Source organism: Hyphomonas sp. UBA4505, from assembly GCF_002388685.1.
Lineage (GTDB): Bacteria > Pseudomonadota > Alphaproteobacteria > Caulobacterales > Hyphomonadaceae > Hyphomonas.
Window position 1 is genome coordinate 1,047,072 of record NZ_DGMZ01000012.1, and the last position, 17,815, is coordinate 1,064,886.

General features: G+C 57.4%; 14 protein-coding genes. 8 read left to right on the forward strand and 6 right to left on the reverse strand.

The window, feature by feature from the left end; genetic code table 11:
* Positions 1 to 12 precede the first annotated feature (12 nt).
* A complete protein-coding gene (locus tag B3527_RS14230; RefSeq protein WP_290480302.1) occupies positions 13 to 1,017 on the forward strand; it encodes a complex I NDUFA9 subunit family protein in 1,005 nt (334 codons plus the stop codon).
* 2 nt (positions 1,018 to 1,019) lie between these two features.
* Here the strand turns inward: B3527_RS14230 and B3527_RS14235 are convergent, their stop codons facing one another.
* Entirely contained in the window at positions 1,020 to 1,871 is an 852-nt protein-coding gene (locus B3527_RS14235) for an undecaprenyl-diphosphate phosphatase (protein ID WP_290480303.1), read from the reverse strand.
* Positions 1,872 to 2,104: 233 nt separating this feature from the next.
* On the opposite strand from B3527_RS14235, the gene B3527_RS14240 reads away from it, so the two are divergent.
* Positions 2,105 to 3,550: an NAD(P)-dependent oxidoreductase gene (locus B3527_RS14240; RefSeq protein ID WP_206991770.1), complete on the forward strand. Its 1,446-nt coding sequence runs from the start codon at positions 2,105 to 2,107 to the stop codon at positions 3,548 to 3,550.
* 4 nt (positions 3,551 to 3,554) lie between these two features.
* On the forward strand, positions 3,555 to 8,096 hold the full coding sequence (gene gltB, locus B3527_RS14245) for a glutamate synthase large subunit (RefSeq protein ID WP_290480304.1): 4,542 nt from the start codon (positions 3,555 to 3,557) through the stop codon (positions 8,094 to 8,096).
* A gap of 39 nt (positions 8,097 to 8,135) precedes the next feature.
* On the opposite strand, the gene B3527_RS14250 is transcribed toward gltB, so the two are convergent.
* Both B3527_RS14250 and B3527_RS14255 read right to left on the reverse strand, forming a co-directional pair.
* Positions 8,136 to 9,035, reverse strand: a complete 900-nt coding sequence (locus tag B3527_RS14250; RefSeq protein WP_290480305.1) for a DUF4349 domain-containing protein — start codon at positions 9,033 to 9,035, stop codon at positions 8,136 to 8,138.
* A gap of 78 nt (positions 9,036 to 9,113) precedes the next feature.
* A complete protein-coding gene (locus tag B3527_RS14255; RefSeq protein ID WP_290480306.1) occupies positions 9,114 to 10,661 on the reverse strand; it encodes an acyl-CoA carboxylase subunit beta in 1,548 nt (515 codons plus the stop codon).
* A 174-nt stretch (positions 10,662 to 10,835) separates the two neighbouring features.
* Between B3527_RS14255 and B3527_RS14260 the strand changes: the two genes are divergently transcribed.
* From B3527_RS14260 to B3527_RS14275, 4 genes are all read left to right on the forward strand, one after another.
* Positions 10,836 to 11,138 (forward strand): SCP2 sterol-binding domain-containing protein, encoded by a 303-nt coding sequence (locus B3527_RS14260; RefSeq protein WP_034812976.1) that lies wholly within the window; start codon positions 10,836 to 10,838, stop codon positions 11,136 to 11,138.
* Positions 11,139 to 11,213: 75 nt separating this feature from the next.
* Complete coding sequence (locus B3527_RS14265) at positions 11,214 to 12,167, forward strand: alpha/beta fold hydrolase (protein WP_290480307.1); 954 nt, start codon at positions 11,214 to 11,216, stop codon at positions 12,165 to 12,167.
* Positions 12,168 to 12,187: 20 nt separating this feature from the next.
* Positions 12,188 to 13,651 (forward strand): AMP-binding protein, encoded by a 1,464-nt coding sequence (locus B3527_RS14270; RefSeq protein WP_290480308.1) that lies wholly within the window; start codon positions 12,188 to 12,190, stop codon positions 13,649 to 13,651.
* Between the two features lie 70 nt (positions 13,652 to 13,721).
* Positions 13,722 to 14,726 carry a zinc-dependent alcohol dehydrogenase family protein gene (locus B3527_RS14275; protein WP_206991776.1) on the forward strand — a complete coding sequence of 335 codons (1,005 nt, stop codon included), beginning with the start codon at positions 13,722 to 13,724 and terminating at the stop codon, positions 14,724 to 14,726.
* On the opposite strand, the gene phbB is transcribed toward B3527_RS14275, so the two are convergent.
* Entirely contained in the window at positions 14,723 to 15,448 is a 726-nt protein-coding gene (phbB, locus tag B3527_RS14280; RefSeq protein ID WP_034812987.1) for an acetoacetyl-CoA reductase, read from the reverse strand. The two genes, B3527_RS14275 and phbB, sit on opposite strands and share 4 nt — an antisense overlap.
* 151 nt (positions 15,449 to 15,599) lie before the next feature.
* Here phbB and phaR point away from each other — a divergent pair, with 151 nt between their 5' ends.
* The gene (phaR, locus tag B3527_RS14285; protein ID WP_206991777.1) at positions 15,600 to 16,172 is read left to right on the forward strand and encodes a polyhydroxyalkanoate synthesis repressor PhaR; all 573 of its coding nucleotides are present in this window, start codon (positions 15,600 to 15,602) and stop codon (positions 16,170 to 16,172) included.
* Positions 16,173 to 16,243: 71 nt separating this feature from the next.
* On the opposite strand, the gene B3527_RS14290 is transcribed toward phaR, so the two are convergent.
* Together B3527_RS14290 and B3527_RS14295 are read right to left on the reverse strand one after the other, a co-directional pair.
* Entirely contained in the window at positions 16,244 to 16,711 is a 468-nt protein-coding gene (locus B3527_RS14290) for a hypothetical protein (protein WP_034813016.1), read from the reverse strand.
* Positions 16,712 to 16,899: 188 nt separating this feature from the next.
* Positions 16,900 to 17,577, reverse strand: a complete 678-nt coding sequence (locus B3527_RS14295; protein ID WP_290480309.1) for a hypothetical protein — start codon at positions 17,575 to 17,577, stop codon at positions 16,900 to 16,902.
* Between the last annotated feature and the right edge of the window lie 238 nt (positions 17,578 to 17,815).

Consider the following 17,815-nt stretch of genomic DNA (forward strand, 5'->3'; position numbering starts at 1 on the left):
GAGAGACTGAAGATGACCAAAGGCTTGGTAACTGTTTTCGGCGGGTCGGGGTTCATTGGACGGTATGCCGCCCGTGAACTCGTCAAGAAGGGCTGGCGTGTGCGCGTTGCCTGTCGGCACGTGAACACTGCCGGGGATGTTCGTCTTGCGGGGCCTCCAGGCTGGGTCGATATTATTCAGGCCAATATCCGCAATCGAGAATCGATCGAGCGCGCGCTGGAAGGCGCCGACGCTGTCGTGAATCTTGTTGGCATCATGTTTGAGAAAGGCGCTCAGACGTTTGAGTCGGCTCAGAGCGAAGGGGCTGGATTGCTGGCGCAAGTTGCCGCCGAAAAAGGCATTGCACGGTTTGTCCAAGTTTCAGCCATCGGCGCTGATGCCGATTCCTCGGCTGACTATGCACGCACAAAGGCAGAAGCTGAAGCCGCTGTTCGCGACGCCATTTCTACAGCGACCATTCTACGCCCATCCATTGTGTTTGCGTCGGAAGACGAGTTCTTCAACCGCTTTGCTGCGATGGCAACGTCCCCGTTGATGAGTGTATTGCCCCTGTTGCCGGCCATTGGCGGTGGATCGACTCGCTTCCAGCCGGTCTATGCCGGTGATGTGGCCGAGGCGATTGCTGTGGCGGTGGATGATGCGGCCACGGCAGGCAAGACTTACGAATTGGGCGGCCCCCGCATTTACACGTTCAATGAACTGTATGACGTGATCCTCGAGACGATTGACAAGCGCCGGTTCAAAATTCCGTTGCCGTTCTTCATCGCAAAGCCCGCGGGTTATCTCACAGCAGCTGTCTGGCGCTATATTCCGCCATTCTCGTGGGGCTTTCTCGGCGATCCGCCCCTCACAGGAGACCAGGTCGAGATGCTTAAATCCGACAATGTGGTCGCCGATGATGCGCTGACGCTGAAGGATCTTGGCGTCACGGAGCTGGAAACGGTTGAAGCGATCGTGCCTTCCTATCTCTGGCGGTTCCGCGACTATGGCGAGTTTCACAAGGCGTCCGAGGCCTAAGTCTAGAGTAGTCCGACGAGTGGTGATCCCAATATCAGCACGGCTCCAAGTGCGAAGCGGTACAATACGAAGGGCAGAAAGCTCATTCGGCTGAGTAGCGACATCAGGAACCAGATGGACGCCAGCCCCGTGATGAAGGCGATGCTTGCCACAATCAGTCCATCCTTCAGGGTCAGCACGGTTTCGGTGGCATCGGCTGTCACCAATCCCATCGCTCCGTAAAGTCCGGCAGCGGCGAGGATTGGGGCGCCAATCAGCATTGAAAATCGCGCTGCCTCGGTGCGGTCATACCCGAATGCACGAGCGGCCGTCATCGTAATGCCGGAACGGCTGGTGCCTGGCAGGATTGCAGCGATTGCCTGGGTCGCGCCGATCAGGAAAGCATGCCACATCGTCATGTCTTCTTCCCTGCGATCGCGCGCACCTTTCACATCGGCCCACCAGAGCAGGGCGCCGAAGATGATCGTTGTGGCGGCGACGACATAGATGCTGCGCATGCTTTCCAGCATGCTTTCGGGCAGGAATTTTTCGTAGGCGAATGCGACCAGAACGGCGACCGGCGTTGCAACAATCACGGCGGCTGCAAGGCGAGCCCCTTTTGACAGTGGCGATTTTGATACTGGTGCAGCGACCAGTTCAAATCCTCCTGCAATGGCGCTGGTCACGTCCTTTCGGAAATAGATCAGCATCGCCAACAAGGTGCCGAGATTTGACACGGCATTGATCAATAACTCGTCGCCGGGGCTAGCTTCGAAGAATCCTGCGGCGAGCAGTACATGGCCGGAAGAGGACACGGGAAGCCATTCTGTCGTGCCCTGCAGCAGGGCGATAATGGCGAGCTGTAATAGGGACATCAGGCGAGCCTTACAGTTTCAACGCAATTCCCAACTATGGGAATTTACCAAAAAAGCCACCACTCGTATAAAGATCAATATGATGTTGTTTTTCCGTATTGAGCCGCACAGGCGGCAAAACGGGCGGCCGAGTGCAGTTTATAAATATCATTGTGAGTTGTGAATGATCGAATGCGCTTGCGAGCTTGGAGGGAAAGTTCTAAGCCCACACTTCTAATACCGGGAGCGCCGAAATGGCAGAAAAAATGCTGAAATTCATCAAAGTCGAGCGGAGCATGCCGTCAAAGCGGGATGCCTCGGACCGAAAAGACGATTTCAACGAAATCTATTCTGAGTTCAGCAGGGACAAGGCTGGTGAGCAAGCCGCGCGGTGTTCGCAGTGCGGCGTTCCATTCTGCCAACAGGGCTGCCCCCTTTCCAACAACATTCCTGATTGGTTGAAGCTCGCCGCCGAAGACCGGCTCGAAGAAGCATATCAGGTCTCGTCGGCGACCAATAACATGCCTGAGATTTGCGGCCGCATCTGTCCGCAGGATCGTCTGTGTGAGGGTATCTGCACCATCGAACAGTCGGGCCACGGCACAGTCACGATCGGATCTATTGAAAAGTATATCACTGACAATGCGTGGGATCAGGGATGGGTGAAGCCGATCACGCCCCCACGTGAACGCGCCCAATCTGCAGGCATTATTGGCGCGGGCCCTGCGGGCCTTGCTGCCGCTGAACAGCTCCGCCGAAAGGGCTATCAAGTCACGGTTTACGATGCTTATGACCGGGGGGGTGGCCTGTTGGTCTACGGAATCCCTGGCTTCAAGCTCGAGAAGGATGTGGTTGAGCGCCGTATCAAACGCTTGGAAGATTCCGGAATCCGGTTTGAGTTCAATACGCGGGTCGGCGAGACGGTGTCTCTCTCAACGCTGCGAGATCAGCACGACACGATCCTCATCGCGACAGGTGTCTACGCAGCAAAGGATCTGAAATGTCCGGGCAGCGGGGCCAAAGGCGTATTCCCTGCGCTGGAATACCTGACCGCTTCCAACCGCAAGAATTTTGGCGATGACGTGCCGGCCTATGATGACGGGACTTTGAACGCAGACGGAAAGCGCGTGGTTGTGATCGGTGGCGGCGACACTGCGATGGATTGCGTGCGAACGGCGATCCGTCAGGGCGCCAAGAGCGTATCTTGTGTGTATCGCCGTGACCGCGCGAATATGCCGGGCAGTCAGCGCGAAGTGACGAATGCCGAGGAAGAGGGTGTGACCTTTGAATGGCTGGCTTCGCCCGATGCCATTCTCGATACGAAAGCCGGCAAACTTAAAGCTGTTCGCGCGAGCCGGATGAAACTGGGCGAGCCCGATGCCTCCGGTCGTCAGTCTCCGGTCAAGACCGGGGAAACATTCGACATCAAGGCCGACATGGTCATCAAGGCGCTCGGCTTTGACCCGGAAGACCTGCCGGAATTGTTTGGCGAAGAAACCTTGACCGTAAACCGTTGGGGCGCGGTTCGGGTCGATTATGCAACAATGGAAACCAGCCTGCCCGGCGTTTATGCGGCAGGGGATATCGTTCGCGGCGCTTCGCTCGTTGTCTGGGCCATCAAGGATGGCCGGGACGCAGCAGAAGCCATGCACAAGGCGATGAGAGCACAAGAGCGCGCTTCTAAAGTAGCGGCGGAGTAGTCAGATGTCAGATTATGTAAAACAGTATGAGGCCAACCGTCAGAAGCTGATGGACGGCCACGCCTATGACCCCGAATATGAGCATGATGCTTGTGGTGTTGGCCTTGTCGCAGCGCTCGATGGCAAGCCGCGTCGCGAAATCGTGGAGATGGGGATCGAGGCATTGAAGAATGTCTGGCACCGAGGCGCTGTCGATGCGGATGGCAAGACCGGAGATGGCGCGGGTATTCGCGTAGAAGTGCCACAGGATTTCTTCCGTGAGCATGTCACTCGCACAGGCCACAATCCGACGGACGACCCAATCTGTGTGGGTCAGATATTCCTGCCACGCACGGATTTTGCGGCTCAGGAAGCTGCGCGGACATTGGTTGAAACCGAGGTTCTGCATTTCGGGTTCTACATCTATGGCTGGCGCCAGCCCCCCGTGGATGTGACCGTGATAGGTCAGAAGGCCAAGGATACGCGCCCGGCGATTGAGCAGATCATGTTTCGCGATGGTATAGGGCGCAGCCCGGAAGAGCTTGAACGTGCGCTCTATATCTGTCGCCGGCGGATCGAGCGTCGTGCACGTGAGGCCGCGATTCCATCCTTCTATGTATGTTCACTCAGCCATTCATCCCTGATCTACAAGGGCATGTTCCTGGCGCAGGACATCGACAATTTCTATCTGGACCTGAAGGACGAGCGTTTCGTCTCTGCATTCGCAATATATCACCAGCGGTATTCGACCAACACGTTCCCGCAATGGTCGCTGGCTCAGCCTTTCCGTATGATCGCGCACAATGGCGAGATCAATACGGTGCGTGGCAACAAGAACTGGATGAAGAGCCACGAAATCCGCATGGTATCCGAAGCCTTTGGCGAGCATGTTGATGATGTAAAGCCGGTGATCCCGGATGGTACGTCCGACTCTGGCGCCCTTGATTCCGTGTTCGAGATTCTTTGCAAGTCAGGCCGTTCGGCACCAATGGCCAAGGCCATGTTGATCCCGGAAGCCTGGTCGAAGCGGGATTCGGTCATGCCGACTGCTCACCAGGCGCTCTACGATTATTGCAACTCCGTGATGGAGCCTTGGGACGGACCGGCCGGAGTCGCGGCCTATGATGGCCGTTGGGCCATAGCTGGGCTTGACCGAAACGGTTTGCGGCCGCTTCGTTATGCTCTGACGACAGACGGTATTCTTGCGGTTGGGTCTGAGGCGGGTATGTGCCCGCTGGGCGATCATGAAGTCACCAAGCGCGGCCTGATCCAGGCTGGCGGCATGATCGCGGCTGATTTGAAGACCGGAAAGTTTTATGAGCATCGCGAGCTAATTGACCTGCTCGCCGGCAAGGCGCCATATGAAGAGTGGTTGCAGGCCGTGACCGAACTGGAGCCGGAAATCGGCCCGGGGCCTGAGCCTCTCATGTTCAACAAGGAAGATCTGCTGCGTCGTCAGACAGCCGCGGGTTATACACTTGAGACACTCGAATTGATCCTTTCTCCGATGGCCGAAGGTGGCAAGGAGGCCATTGGATCGATGGGCGACGACACCGCGACGGCTGTCTTGTCCTTCTCGTACCGCCCCATGAGCCATTTCTTCCGCCAGAATTTCAGTCAGGTCACAAACCCGCCGGTCGACCCGTTGCGTGAAGAGCGCGTAATGAGTCTCAAGACTCGGTTCAAAAACCTTGGAAACGTTCTCGATACCGACAAGTCCCAGCAGGAAGTATTCGTGCTGGAAAGCCCGTTCCTGACCAATGGGATGTATGACCGCCTGATCGATCGACTGGGTGTTGGCACTGCTGAGATTGACTGTACATTCAATGAAGCAGATGCGGCAGGTGATGGAGTTGCGCTCAAGAACGCGCTGAGTAGAATCCGTCAGGAGGCGGAAGATGCAGTACGCGAAGGCCGCGAGCACATAATTCTGACCGATCAGTATCAGTCTGCGGACAAGATTGCGATTCCGATGATCCTGGCCACTGGTGCGGTTCACTCGCACCTTGTGGCGCAAGGTTTGCGTACGTTCTGTTCCATCACGGTTCGGTCGTCCGAATGCCTCGACACGCACTATTTTGCCGTACTCATCGGTGTCGGTGCGACGTGCGTGAATGCGTACCTGGCGCAAGACATCATTGCGGACCGGCAAGCCCGAGGGCTTTTCGGAGAGATGCCGCTCAATGAGTGTGTGTTGAATTTCAAAAAAGCGGTCGAAGCCGGCTTGTTGAAGATCATCTCAAAGATGGGAATTTCTGTAATTTCTTCCTATCGGGGTGGGTACAATTTCGAAGCGTTGGGACTCTCGCGCGCGCTTGTCGCGGATTATTTCCCCGGCATGAACAGCCGCATTTCTGGCCTTGGTCTCGCTGGCCTCGAAGAAAACTCGCTTGTTCGCCATGAGGCCGCCTTCGACGAGGATGTCGTATCTCTGCCGGTAGGCGGGTTCTACCGCTTGAGAGCGTCCGAAGAACCACATGCGCTTGACGGAAATCTGATCCACACATTGCAAGCGGCATGTGATCGCGGCGATTACTCTATCTATCGCAAATATGTCGAAGCAGTGCATTCGCGCGATCCGATACAATTGCGTGACTTGCTCGATTTCAAGCCGGCTGGGGACCCCGTTCCAGTATCCGTCGTTCAGTCGATCAATGAGATCCGTAAGCGCTTCATTACGCCCGGCATGTCGCTCGGCGCGTTGAGCCCTGAAGCTCATGGCACGCTGAACGTGGCCATGAACCGGATCGGTGCAAAATCGGTATCGGGCGAAGGCGGCGAAGATCGCGCCCGGTTTCGCCCGCTGCCGAATGGCGACAATATGAACTCTGCCGTCAAGCAGGTGGCCTCTGGCCGCTTTGGTGTGACTGCGGAATATCTGAACCAGTGTCGAGAGATTGAGATCAAGATCGCTCAGGGTGCAAAGCCCGGCGAGGGCGGTCAGTTGCCCGGCTTCAAGGTGACAGAATTCATTGCCAAGCTGCGCCATGCAACGCCGGGTGTGATGCTGATCTCACCACCGCCACACCATGACATCTATTCGATCGAAGATCTTGCCCAGCTGATCTATGACTTGAAGCAGATTAATCCGGAGGCACGGGTTTGCGTGAAGCTTGTTGCCCAGTCCGGGGTCGGAACGGTTGCCGCTGGTGTGGCGAAGGCGAAGGCAGACGTCATACTGATTGCAGGCGGCGTGGGAGGAACGGGCGCGAGCCCACAGACTTCCATCAAATATGCGGGTCTGCCGTGGGAACTCGGTCTTGCCGAAGCGCACCAGATCCTGTCGTTGAACAATCTGCGCAACAAGGTCACCCTCCGCACCGATGGAGGCCTTCGTACGGGCCGCGATATTGTGATCGCTGCTATGCTGGGTGCGGAAGAGTACGGAATCGGCACAGCCTCGCTCGTGGCTATGGGCTGTATCATGGTGCGCCAGTGCCACTCGAACACCTGCCCTGTGGGGGTCTGTGTTCAGGACGAGGCGCTACGTGCTCACTTTACCGGATCGCCGGAAAAGGTCGTGAACCTGATGAGCTTCATAGCCGAGGACGTCCGGGAAATTCTTGCTTCACTCGGCCTGAAGTCGCTCGACGAAGCAATCGGGCGCACGGACTTGCTCGCTCAGGTAAGCCGTGGGTCGACACATCTCGATGATCTCGACCTGAACCCGCTGCTAGTCCAGGTCGATACCGAAAATCCGGTCATTTATCAGCCTGACCGTCGTGAAGAGGTTCCAGATACCCTAGACGCCCAGATTCTACGTGATGCCGAGCCGTTCTTCGAGCGCGGCGAGAAGATGCAGTTGGAATATGGTGTGCGTAACACGATGCGCGCGATCGGTGCACGGTCGAGTTCTGCGATCACGCGCAAGTTCGGCATGCAGGCACTGCCAGAGGGCCGCCTGCATATCCGGCTGGAAGGGTCCGCAGGGCAATCGCTAGGTGCGTTCTCGGTGCAGGGTCTTCTGCTGGAAGTCATCGGCGATGCCAATGATTATGTAGGTAAAGGCCTGTCGGGCGCTTCGATTGTCGTATCGCCACGGCCGAAAGAGCGTCATCGGGCGGGTGACGCTATCATCGGCAATACGTGTTTGTACGGCGCAACCGCGGGCAAGTTGTTCGCGGCGGGTACGGCGGGCGTGCGCTTCGCGGTTCGTAACTCCGGCGCTGTGACGGTGATTGAAGGGTGCGGCGCGAATGGCTGTGAGTACATGACGGGCGGGCGGGCTGTCATTCTCGGACCGGTCGGTGACAATTTCGGCGCGGGCATGACCGGCGGTACAGCCTATATCTGGGATCCGGAAAGCCAGTTCGAACGGGTGGCGAACCCGGATTCGATTGATTGGTATCCCCTCTCAGACATGCAGGCAGAGCACATTGCAGAAGCCAGGGCGCTGATCGAGGAGCACTTCAAGCGCACCAAGTCCCTTCGCGCGAAAGACATTCTCGAGAATTGGGAAACGTCCACCAGCGAGATGTTGATGATTGTGCCGAAAGAGATAGCCCACCTGTTGCTTGGTGATGCCAAGCCCAAGGGCAAGAAGGCAAAAGTGGCTGAGAAAGCCTGATGATGAATGGCCCCCGGATCGCTCCGGGGGCCATTCACATTATTGGGGTTTCTTGCGACGGATGCGTGGCCAGATCAGCTTCAGCCAGATCCAGAGGAAGGCTCCGATCAAGATCAGCCATGGCAGGCCGATCGCAAAGGCGGTGATCACGGCGGCCAGCGCACTGGAGAGGTTATAGAAGAAATCTCCGAACGCACTTCCGATCGGTGAGAGTGCGCCTTGCGAGACCGGATTGCGCTTGGTCTCGTAGTTCACGCTCAATTGGCTCATCTGAACCCGGAGCATCAAAGTCTTGAGCGATGATTTTAGCGAGTCGATCTCACCGTTGACCCGGGCAAGTTCCCGCTCCGTGGCCAATAGGTCTCCCAGTTCGCCGTCCCGGTTGGCGAGCAACTCCTCCAAACGCTTTTGAAGGGTTTGCTGAGCGTTCAGGCGGGCATCGGTGTCGATGATCGAAACGGTAAGGTCCTCGGCCGTCGTCTGGCGATTGGTAACGTCGCCATTGGCTTGCTCGGCTTCGGCGTCGACGCCCTCCAGGAATGTCTCGATCCAATCCGGCGTTGCCCGAAGTTGGAGCGATGCGGAGGCTTCATCATCCGAATAGGTGTTGAACCAGGAATTCGTCACGATACACACCGAGGGGCCAGCTTGGTTACAGGCGGCAACATGGCCCTGCATGACTGGCTCGATGGACTTCACTGGCAGCCGCAATCCGAGTGAGTGCGAATAGGCGATATATTGTTGCGCGGCCTCCTCGGTCGGCCCGCCGCCACCTCCTGATTTGGAAAACGAACCGTCCATTGCCACGTCCTGCTCCATCATCGGAGATGGGGCCGGGGGGGCGTTCATCATCGCGCGCTCAGCCGACTCGTTGCCAGGACCGCCACATGCCGCGAGCAAGACGGCAGCGGTCGCAATTGCTGGAATTTTGATGTTCATCTGTTCCCTCCACATCCACTATGACTTCCACATGAAACCTACAAAATGGCAAGATCACGTTGGAATTCGGGCGGATGATCATGGCCGGAAACCTGTTCTCCGTTCGCCCGGCTCCAGTGTGCGCCAGGCGTGGTGGATGAAATCCACGAGGAGAGGACGGGTGTCCCGCGGGTCGATGATTTCCTCGGCATAGAAGGATTCTGCTGTCCTAAAGGGAGACCGGATCGCATCGAATTTCTTGTAGAGCTGGGCCTTCAGTGCCTCCGGATCCTCGGCCTCGGCCAGTTCCTTGCGGAAGGCGGCCTCGATGCCGCCGGCCATGGGCAGGCTGCCCCAGTCCCCACTCGGCCAGCAATAGCGCCATTTGGTCCGGCTCTGATTCATCATGGCGGACCCAGCCAGGCCATAGGCTTTGCGGATCACGACAGAACAGACCGGCACATCGGCCTGATAGATCGCCGTCATGGCGCGCACGCCCGCACGGGTCACACCGGCGGTCTCAGCCTTCACGCCAACCGCAAAGCCGGGACAGTCGACAAAGTGGACGACCGGCAAATGGAATTGCGAGCAGAGATCCATGTGGCGAGTGACCTTGTCGCAGACATCTGCGGTCCATGCGCCGTCCAGGAAGAAGGGATCACCTGCCAGGATTCCGACAGGATACCCATCCAGACGGGCGAACCCGCACACGATACCCCGGCCCCAATCATGTCCGATCTCGAAAAAGCTACCCGTATCTACACTTGCTTCAACAATCTTCCGCGGCTTGTACGGCGTCTTACCGTCTGTTGGCACAATAGAGAGCAGGCTCTCCTCCCGTCGCACTGGCGAGTCACCACCCACGACTCGCTCCGGAAGTTCGTGCACCGATGATGGAAGGTAAGACAGGAAACGACGAGCCGTTTCGAATGCGTCCGCTTCGGTATCCACGACATTGTCGACTGTGCCATTCTGGCCCTGAATTTTCCAGCCGCCCAGTTCTTCCTTGGTGACATCTTCGCCAAGCGCGATGGCGACAGGCGGACCGGCCACGAAAACCTGGCTCAGCTCTTTGACCATGACAGAGAAATGGCTGGCGGCTACTCGCCCCGCGCCCATGCCCGCGCAGGGGCCAAGGGCCAATGATACGAAGGGCACTTGTGTCAGGCCGTGGGTAATCTCATTCCAGCCCGGTGTCTCCGGAATGTAGGTGCGCGGGTCTTTCTCCAGCATCTTGACCGAACCGCCGCCCCCAGTGCCGTCAATCATCTGAACGAGCGGCAGGCGGTACTCGGCCGCCATCTTGATGGCTTGAACCATTTTCTGCCAGATCGAAGCATCGGCTGCGCCGCCCCGAACAGTGAAATCGTCTGCCAGAATCACTGTCGATCTGCTATTCAACCGAGCCCGGCCCATAACTGAGTTCGAGGGCAGGAAACCGTCCAATTCGTCGTCGGCACCATAGGTTGCCTTGCCTGCGATCTTGCCGATTTCATGGAAGCTTCCGGGGTCTGCCAGGAAGGCGACGCGCTCTCTAACCGTCAGCTTTCCGCGGCCTTTCTGCCGGGACACCGGCTCCTCGCCGCCCATTTTTTCCGCCAATCGCTCTCGGCGACGCAATTCTTCGATCGATTTCTGCCAGCTCATGGCGCCCAATTTCCACGCTTCCGCTACGCGAGGTCAACACGCTTTTAAAAACCTGAGCGATTTGAGTAAGCTGCCACCCAACTGAACTAAATCAAGGTAATCTGGCCTCTGTGGGCTTGCATTCTGATAGAAGGAACGGCTTTATCGCCCAAAGTCCATTCAAGGAGGAATTCAATGGATCTCGCAGAACTCACAGCGAAAGCAGATTCGGCCGTCGAAGCCGGTGGCGACTTCACGAAGAAGGTGAAATTTGACTTCGGTGATGCAGGCAAGCTTTTCATCGACGGCGTTGCTGGCAAGGCTGACAATTCCGATTCCGATGCCGACGCGACCATCAAGGTCGACTGGGACGACTTCAAGAAGATTTCCGAAGGCGCCATGGACCCGACGATGGCCTTCATGCAGGGCAAGTTGAAGGTTGAAGGCGACATGTCTGTTGCCATGCAGCTGCAGAACCTGATGAAGAAGTTCAGCTAATTTCGCTGAATTGAACTTGATCTCTGAAGCCGTCCGGGGAAACCTTGGGCGGCTTCTTTCTTTTGAAGGTCCGATATGACGACGCGTCCCCACACACTGGACAGCTCCTTTGTGCTGATCCCGGGCAACCCGCCACCCGACGGGGCGGAAATACTCTGGTTCAAGGGGAGCGAAGGCCGCAATCTTCGCGCCTGCGTGGCCCCTGCGCTTTCAAAATCTGGTCCGCGTGGCACTGCGATAGTGTGTCCGGGCCGGACGGAGTTCATCGAGAAATACTTTGAGGTCGGACGAGAGCTGCAGACCATGGGGTTTGCCGTCGTGATTCTTGATTGGCCTGGGCAGGGCCTTTCGGAACGCCTTCTGGATGATACAAAGAAGGGCCATATTGATCGGTTCGAAACCTTTATGGGCGCGCTGGCCAATGGGTTGGACCAACTCCAGGACCGCCTGCCACGTCCGCATGTATCTCTCGCACATTCCATGGGAGGCGCCATCGCATTGGCCGCCATCTCGCAAGGTCTCGTAAAAGTGGACGCTGCGGCATTTTGTGCGCCAATGTGGGGCCTGAAGTCTCGCTTCTTCGGGATGCGCTATCTCGTCTGGGCCATGCGCGCGACGGGGCGCGCGGGGGACTATGCCATCCAACCCGGTCCGCCAGAGACGTTTGAGACAAATATCGTCACGCATGACAAGCAGCGTTGGCAAATGCAGCGCGCGCTAATTGATGCGCAGCCTGATTTGGAGCTGGGCCCGGTGACATGGGGCTGGCTTGGTGCTTCACTCAGCATTGTTGATACGTTCAGTAAACCGAAGGCTCTCAAACAGGTCGCCATTCCCGTCTTTGTGGCATCTGCCGAGGAAGAGCAATTGGTCGACAATGCCGCACACGAAAAGATTTGCGCGCGGCTGCCTGATTGCGAACATGGGGTTATTGAAGGTGCCATGCATGAAATCCTGATGGAGACTGATACCCGCCGACAGGAATTCTGGGAGGGGTTTCAGCGATTGCTCAGGCGAGCCAACATATAAAAACGTAGCGAGGAAACACTATGCCAGTCCAATCCATGTCGCGCATCATTTCATACTGGGCAGCAAGACAGGCTGATCGGGTTGCAATCGATCATGAAGGACGGGCCATCACCTGGGGTGAGTTTGAAGAGCGTACCAACCGCCTCGCTCGGGCCTATTCCGAGCTAGGCGTACAACCAGATGATTTTGTTACCATCGCACTGCCGAATGGCATAGAATTCTTCGAAGCATGCTTTGCCGTCTGGAAGTTGGGGGCCACACCTCAACCCATATCTGCCAAATTGCCGAAATCCGAACGGGACCAGATTATTGATCTGGGCAAGCCGTCGCTGGTCGTTGGAGCCGAAACCGGCGCATTTGAACAGATAGTCTCTGTACCTCAGGGATTTGTACCTGGAGAACATTTGTCCGCAGAGCCCCTACCGGAGCTGACAGCGGCTTCCTTGAAAGCGATGACAAGTGGGGGGTCTACCGGACGGCCAAAGCTGATCGTCTCTGCTCAACCGGCGGCCTGGGATACTGATCTGCCATATCTGGAAATTCCGCAACAGGGCGCCATGCTGGTGCCGGGGCCGCTCTATCATAACGGACCGTTCGTCTGGGCCATGATTGCGCTCTTCCGCGGTTGTACCGTGGCCATCACGACGCGCTTCGATGCCGAGCAGACTCTCACGACTTTGGAACGCCTGAAGATCAATATCGTCTATATGGTGCCGACTATGATGCGCCGCATCTGGGCGCTGCCTGAAGATGTACGGACAGGTTACGATCTGTCGAGCTTGCAGACGCTCTGGCATCTGGCCGCACCCTGCCCGGCCTGGCTGAAGGAATGCTTCATTGAGTGGCTCGGCGCGGAAGTGATCTGGGAGCTTTATGCCGGCACTGAAGGGCAGGGAACGACCATGATCCGCGGGGATGAATGGCTGACGCACAAAGGCTCTGTAGGCCGGCCTGTTGAGGCATGCGAAATCAAGATTGTCGGGGAGGCGGGCGAGACGCTTCCATCCGGCGAGGTCGGGGAAGTCTTCCTCAGGCCCCTGACGGGCCAGGGCACGACATATCGCTACATCGGCGCGGAAGCCAAATCCATCGAAGGCGGCTGGGAAAGTCTGGGCGATCTCGGGTGGATGGATGAAGAGGGATATCTCTACCTGACGGACAGGCTTTCCGACATGATCCTGTCTGGCGGCGCGAACATCTACCCCGCCGAAGTGGAAGCGGCGATTGATGCGTTTCCCGGAGTGCGGTCGTCTGCCGTGATCGGCTTGCCGGATGATGATATGGGCGCCCGGCTGCATGCAATCATCGATCGACCCGAAGGCTCAGTAGACGCCGAAGAGATGAATGCTCATCTCGCCGATCACCTGGTGCGCTACAAGATTCCAAAGAGTTTCGAGTTTGTGCCTGAACCCGTACGCGATGATGCGGGAAAAGTGAGAAGAAAGGCGCTGAGGGAAGCGCGGCTGCAATTGAGCGCCACCTAGTTTTCGCCTGTCGCTTGACTTCCCTAGCGGAGCCATAGCTCCCCTGTGGGAAACACAGGAGGAGACCACCATGAAAGTTGCTGCCGTCAAGAAGCCCGGCGGGCCGGGAAACCTGATCATAGAAGACCGCGCGGATCCCAAACCGGCCGTCGGGGAAATACTCGTTCGTATTTATGCGAGCAGCCTGAACTATCACGACTTCGTGGTGGTCATGGGCGGCATCCCTACAGATGACGGACGAATTCCCATGTCGGATGGAGCGGGTGAGGTCGTCGCAGTTGGCGAGGGTGTCACCAAATTCAAGCCAGGCGACAAGGTTGTGTCGCTGTTCTTCCCCAACTGGCAGGCCGGCGAAATCGAAGCGGCAGGGTTCGCCAGTGTTCCGGGAGATGGCGCTGATGGCTTCGGCGCGGAACTCGTTGCCGCGCCAGAGACGTCCTTCACGCGCATGCCTGAGGGATACTCGTATCAAGAGGCGGCAACGCTTCCCTGCGCGGCCTTGACGGCATGGCGCGCCTTGATGGTTGAGGCCAAGGTCAAGCCGGGTGACTGGGTGCTGACCCAGGGCACGGGCGGCGTATCCATTTTCGCCCTCCAATTTGCCAAGGCGGCTGGGTGCCGCGTGATCTCCACATCATCCTCTGATGAAAAGCTTCAGCGCGTGAAAGAACTGGGCGCAGATCATGTGATCAATTACAAGGACACGCCTGACTGGGGAAAGGCAGCCAAAGCCCTGACCGGAGGGCGAGGCGTGGACGAGGTTGTCGAGATTGGCGGGCCAGGCACATTGGCCCAGTCCATTACAGCGTCGCGTCCAGGGGGCCATATTTCCCTTATCGGTGTGCTGACGGGTGTGTCCGGGGAAGTCCCGACAGCGGCTCTGTTCTCTCTGAACATCACGCTGTCGGGGATAACGGTCGGATCCCGCCGGCATCAGGAAGACATGATTGCCGCCATCGAGGCCAACGGCATCAAGCCCGTGCTGGACAAGGATTTCCCACTTTCCGAAATTGCTGCCGCCTTTGCCCATCAGGCCAGCCAGCAGCATTTCGGCAAGATTACATTGAGCCTCTAGGTGGCGATGTATTGCGCCCCGTTCACCGTCATGGTGGCGCCGGTGATGAAGGCAGCTTCGTCGCTGGCGAGATAGGCGCACATTGAGGCGATCTCTTCGGCCTTGCCAAGGCGGCCGACAGGGATCGTCGCAATGATTCCCTCAAGGACTTTTTCCGGAACAGCCTGCACCATCTCGGTGTCGATATAGCCTGGGCAGACCGTGTTGACGGTGATGCCTTTCTTTGCGCCTTCCTGGGCCAGTGCCTTGCTGAGGCCGATCAGGCCGGCCTTTGCGGCGGAATAGTTCGCCTGACCAAACTGGCCTTTCTGTCCATTGATGGAAGAGATGTTGATGACCCGGCCCCAGCCGCGCTCACGCATGCCCTCCCAGACCTGACGCGTTACATTGAACGCTGATGTCAGATCGATATCGATCACTTGCTGCCATTGCTCGCGCGTCATCTTGTGGAACGGTGCGTCGCGGGTAACACCGGCATTGTTGACCACGACGTCAACAGGACCGAGCTCTTTTTCGATCTGCGCCAGACCTTCCGTAACGGCATCATAATCTGCAACGTCGAACTTGTAGCAATTGATCCCGAGCTCTTTGGCGCATTCGTCGGCGGCCTGCTGGTTGCCGGCGAAATTGGCCGCAACCTTATAGCCCTTGTTTTTTAGTGTTTCACTGATTGCCCGCCCAATACCGCGCGTGCCTCCTGTGACCAGAGCAACTCTAGTCATAACGTGTTTCCTCCCGTTTTGTTTGACGGCAATCAGCTAGCCATTCTGTTGCATCGATAGCAATAGCACATTGGTCGCAGGGCAAATTTGTGTCAGACTTGTTGCATAGCACAATAATTGCTTCGCAAGTCGGAGAAGCAGAGGGCAGGACATGGCCAAGGGAAATGGATCAGACGATCTGATCATTATCAAGAAGTATGCAAACCGTCGTCTCTACGACACGTCGACATCGTCCTACGTGACGCTTGACCACCTTTCTGAACTCGTCCGGGAAGGGCGTGACTTTGAGGTGCGGGATGCAAAATCTGGGGCTGACCTGACCCGTCAGGTTCTGACGCAGATTATTTTCGAGAACGAAACAAAGGGCGAAGGCGCGCTGCCACTGAACTTCTTGCGCCAGTTGATCGGCTTTTATGGCGGCGGGGCCCAGACTTTCCTGCCCTCGTATCTGGAAATGTCCATGAACAGTTTTGCCGAAGCCCAGAAGGAGTGGCGCAAGGCTGCCAACCCCATGAGCATGTTCGAGCAACAGGCCAAGCGCAACATGTCGATGTTCGAAGAGGCGATGAAACTCTTCATGCCGACGCTGAAGAATGCGCAGTCCCGGAATGGCACACCTTCCATGAATCCGATGATGGAATACCAGGCGGAGGCGCTTTCCAACATGCAGGCCCAGATGGCCGCGATTCAGAAACAATTGTCAGACCTTTACGGAAAAGACTGACTTCCTCTCCAGCTCAAACGAAAAAGGGCCCGCCGGCTGGCAGGCCCTTATTTGTAACCGGCAGGACCGGTCTACATTTCCCCGACGCCAAAATCGCGGCGAGCAGAAACGATCGTGACGACAACACCTGCCAGAACGTCCAGCAAGGTCATCGACATCAGGATGAAGAAGGTCGATGTCGCAAAGTTTGGCAAGAGCAGGAACTGGATCAGGCAGACGATGAACAGGATCATCGAGACTGCGTGATTGATGATCGTGGACGTGCCTGTCGAGGTCGACTTCAGGATTTCCAGAAACAGGAAGACCACGGCCAGCAAGAGGATCGCATCCCCTTTGGTGAGGATCCAGTCGACGCCGGAAATCATCGGCAGACCGAGAAAACGGTCGTTCAACAATGACAGGATCGGCGCGGAATCCGCGCGAATGATCTCGCCGAATTCGTTTGCCATTTCGACTGAACCGCCAAAACCGATGGCCAGAAGATTATAGAGCGCTACCGGGATAACCAGCAGCGGGAAGATTCCGAAGATTGCGCGCATGAGATTCCCCTTCTCGGTTTTGCCGCCAGACCCGCCATTTTCTTGACGCTTCTGTTCCCGTCTTGCGATAGCCGCACCTGCGACGGCCAATTTTGTTTCGCGATCCATCGCGGACTTACCCGTCCTTTGTCTGCATTAAAATCACGTTTACCGTAATGATCCGTCAGATGCGAGGGACTTCTGTGAGGTTAAAACCGTTGGGTCAGGAAAACGCGAAATGTTGCGTCAGTCGATCCGGCGGTCAGTCCAATCAGGGCGCTGGTCCGCAAAGTCAGGGACTGATTCAGGGGAAGCGAGACAAAGGGGCCTGCCAGATGGCTCTGTTGTGACACGGGCAAGAGATCGTTTGCGGGGCCATAAGTGTTGTAAACTTCGGCGCCGATATCGACTCCGTCCTCCAGCCGCTGGCTGAGTTCCCCCCGTGTTTGCAGGAAGGTTCCAGATTCGCGACCTGATCCGGTCTGGATGCTTGCAATGATCGAAAACCGGGACCGCACTGTGTCGGTCAACTGCGCCTGATTCAGCCAGTGTAGCGCGACCTGGCCCGGGCGACCGCCATCCCGGAAGCGCGCGTCCAGCCGAAGACCGGATGCCCACCGCGCCCCGTCCGGGGTGATTTGCCAGCGCAACTCTCCCTGAACATAGTCGAGATCAACCGCGCGGGCCTCTGTCTTGCGTGCCTGGATCACGCCCCTCACGGCGACGCTCCCGGTCAGCGCGCGTTCAGCATGGATGCGCTGCGCGAGTCCCGACCTGTCCGGGTCATAAGCGGCCCGGTAACCGATCGAATGCGCGCCCTCCCTGATTTCAGGCGCGGAGATTCCACTTGTCAGCTGCGCGGCAGCAGGGCTGAGAAGCCAGACCATTGCGGGGCTCATGAGGATGAGGAGCAGGAAGCGCATCGCCCGTTTATGATGTAAATAAAAACGTCGTTAAAGATACGAAACTATGTATTTCGTTCCCTGCACCCGAAGCCGGACTGGCGCGAACCATCCGGGTATCTCGTAGCCGGCCCCTCACAGAGCCGTCGGCGCGGCAGGCGCCGTGGCGCTCCGCCTTGATTGTGTAGATGGCTACGGAGTGGAGCGTTACCGCCCGCCGCGC

What these genes read in the sequence shown, in the direction of transcription:
- B3527_RS14230 (WP_290480302.1), top strand. Translation starts at nt 13, where the DNA reads ATGACCAAAGGCTTGGTAACTGTTTTCGGCGGGTCGGGGTTCATTGGA.
- B3527_RS14235 (WP_290480303.1), bottom strand. Translation starts at nt 1,871, where the DNA reads ATGTCCCTATTACAGCTCGCCATTATCGCCCTGCTGCAGGGCACGACA.
- B3527_RS14240 (WP_206991770.1), top strand. Translation starts at nt 2,105, where the DNA reads ATGGCAGAAAAAATGCTGAAATTCATCAAAGTCGAGCGGAGCATGCCG.
- gltB (WP_290480304.1), top strand. Translation starts at nt 3,555, where the DNA reads ATGTCAGATTATGTAAAACAGTATGAGGCCAACCGTCAGAAGCTGATG.
- B3527_RS14250 (WP_290480305.1), bottom strand. Translation starts at nt 9,035, where the DNA reads ATGAACATCAAAATTCCAGCAATTGCGACCGCTGCCGTCTTGCTCGCG.
- B3527_RS14255 (WP_290480306.1), bottom strand. Translation starts at nt 10,661, where the DNA reads ATGAGCTGGCAGAAATCGATCGAAGAATTGCGTCGCCGAGAGCGATTG.
- B3527_RS14260 (WP_034812976.1), top strand. Translation starts at nt 10,836, where the DNA reads ATGGATCTCGCAGAACTCACAGCGAAAGCAGATTCGGCCGTCGAAGCC.
- B3527_RS14265 (WP_290480307.1), top strand. Translation starts at nt 11,214, where the DNA reads ATGACGACGCGTCCCCACACACTGGACAGCTCCTTTGTGCTGATCCCG.
- B3527_RS14270 (WP_290480308.1), top strand. Translation starts at nt 12,188, where the DNA reads ATGCCAGTCCAATCCATGTCGCGCATCATTTCATACTGGGCAGCAAGA.
- B3527_RS14275 (WP_206991776.1), top strand. Translation starts at nt 13,722, where the DNA reads ATGAAAGTTGCTGCCGTCAAGAAGCCCGGCGGGCCGGGAAACCTGATC.
- phbB (WP_034812987.1), bottom strand. Translation starts at nt 15,448, where the DNA reads ATGACTAGAGTTGCTCTGGTCACAGGAGGCACGCGCGGTATTGGGCGG.
- phaR (WP_206991777.1), top strand. Translation starts at nt 15,600, where the DNA reads ATGGCCAAGGGAAATGGATCAGACGATCTGATCATTATCAAGAAGTAT.
- B3527_RS14290 (WP_034813016.1), bottom strand. Translation starts at nt 16,711, where the DNA reads ATGCGCGCAATCTTCGGAATCTTCCCGCTGCTGGTTATCCCGGTAGCG.
- B3527_RS14295 (WP_290480309.1), bottom strand. Translation starts at nt 17,577, where the DNA reads ATGGTCTGGCTTCTCAGCCCTGCTGCCGCGCAGCTGACAAGTGGAATC.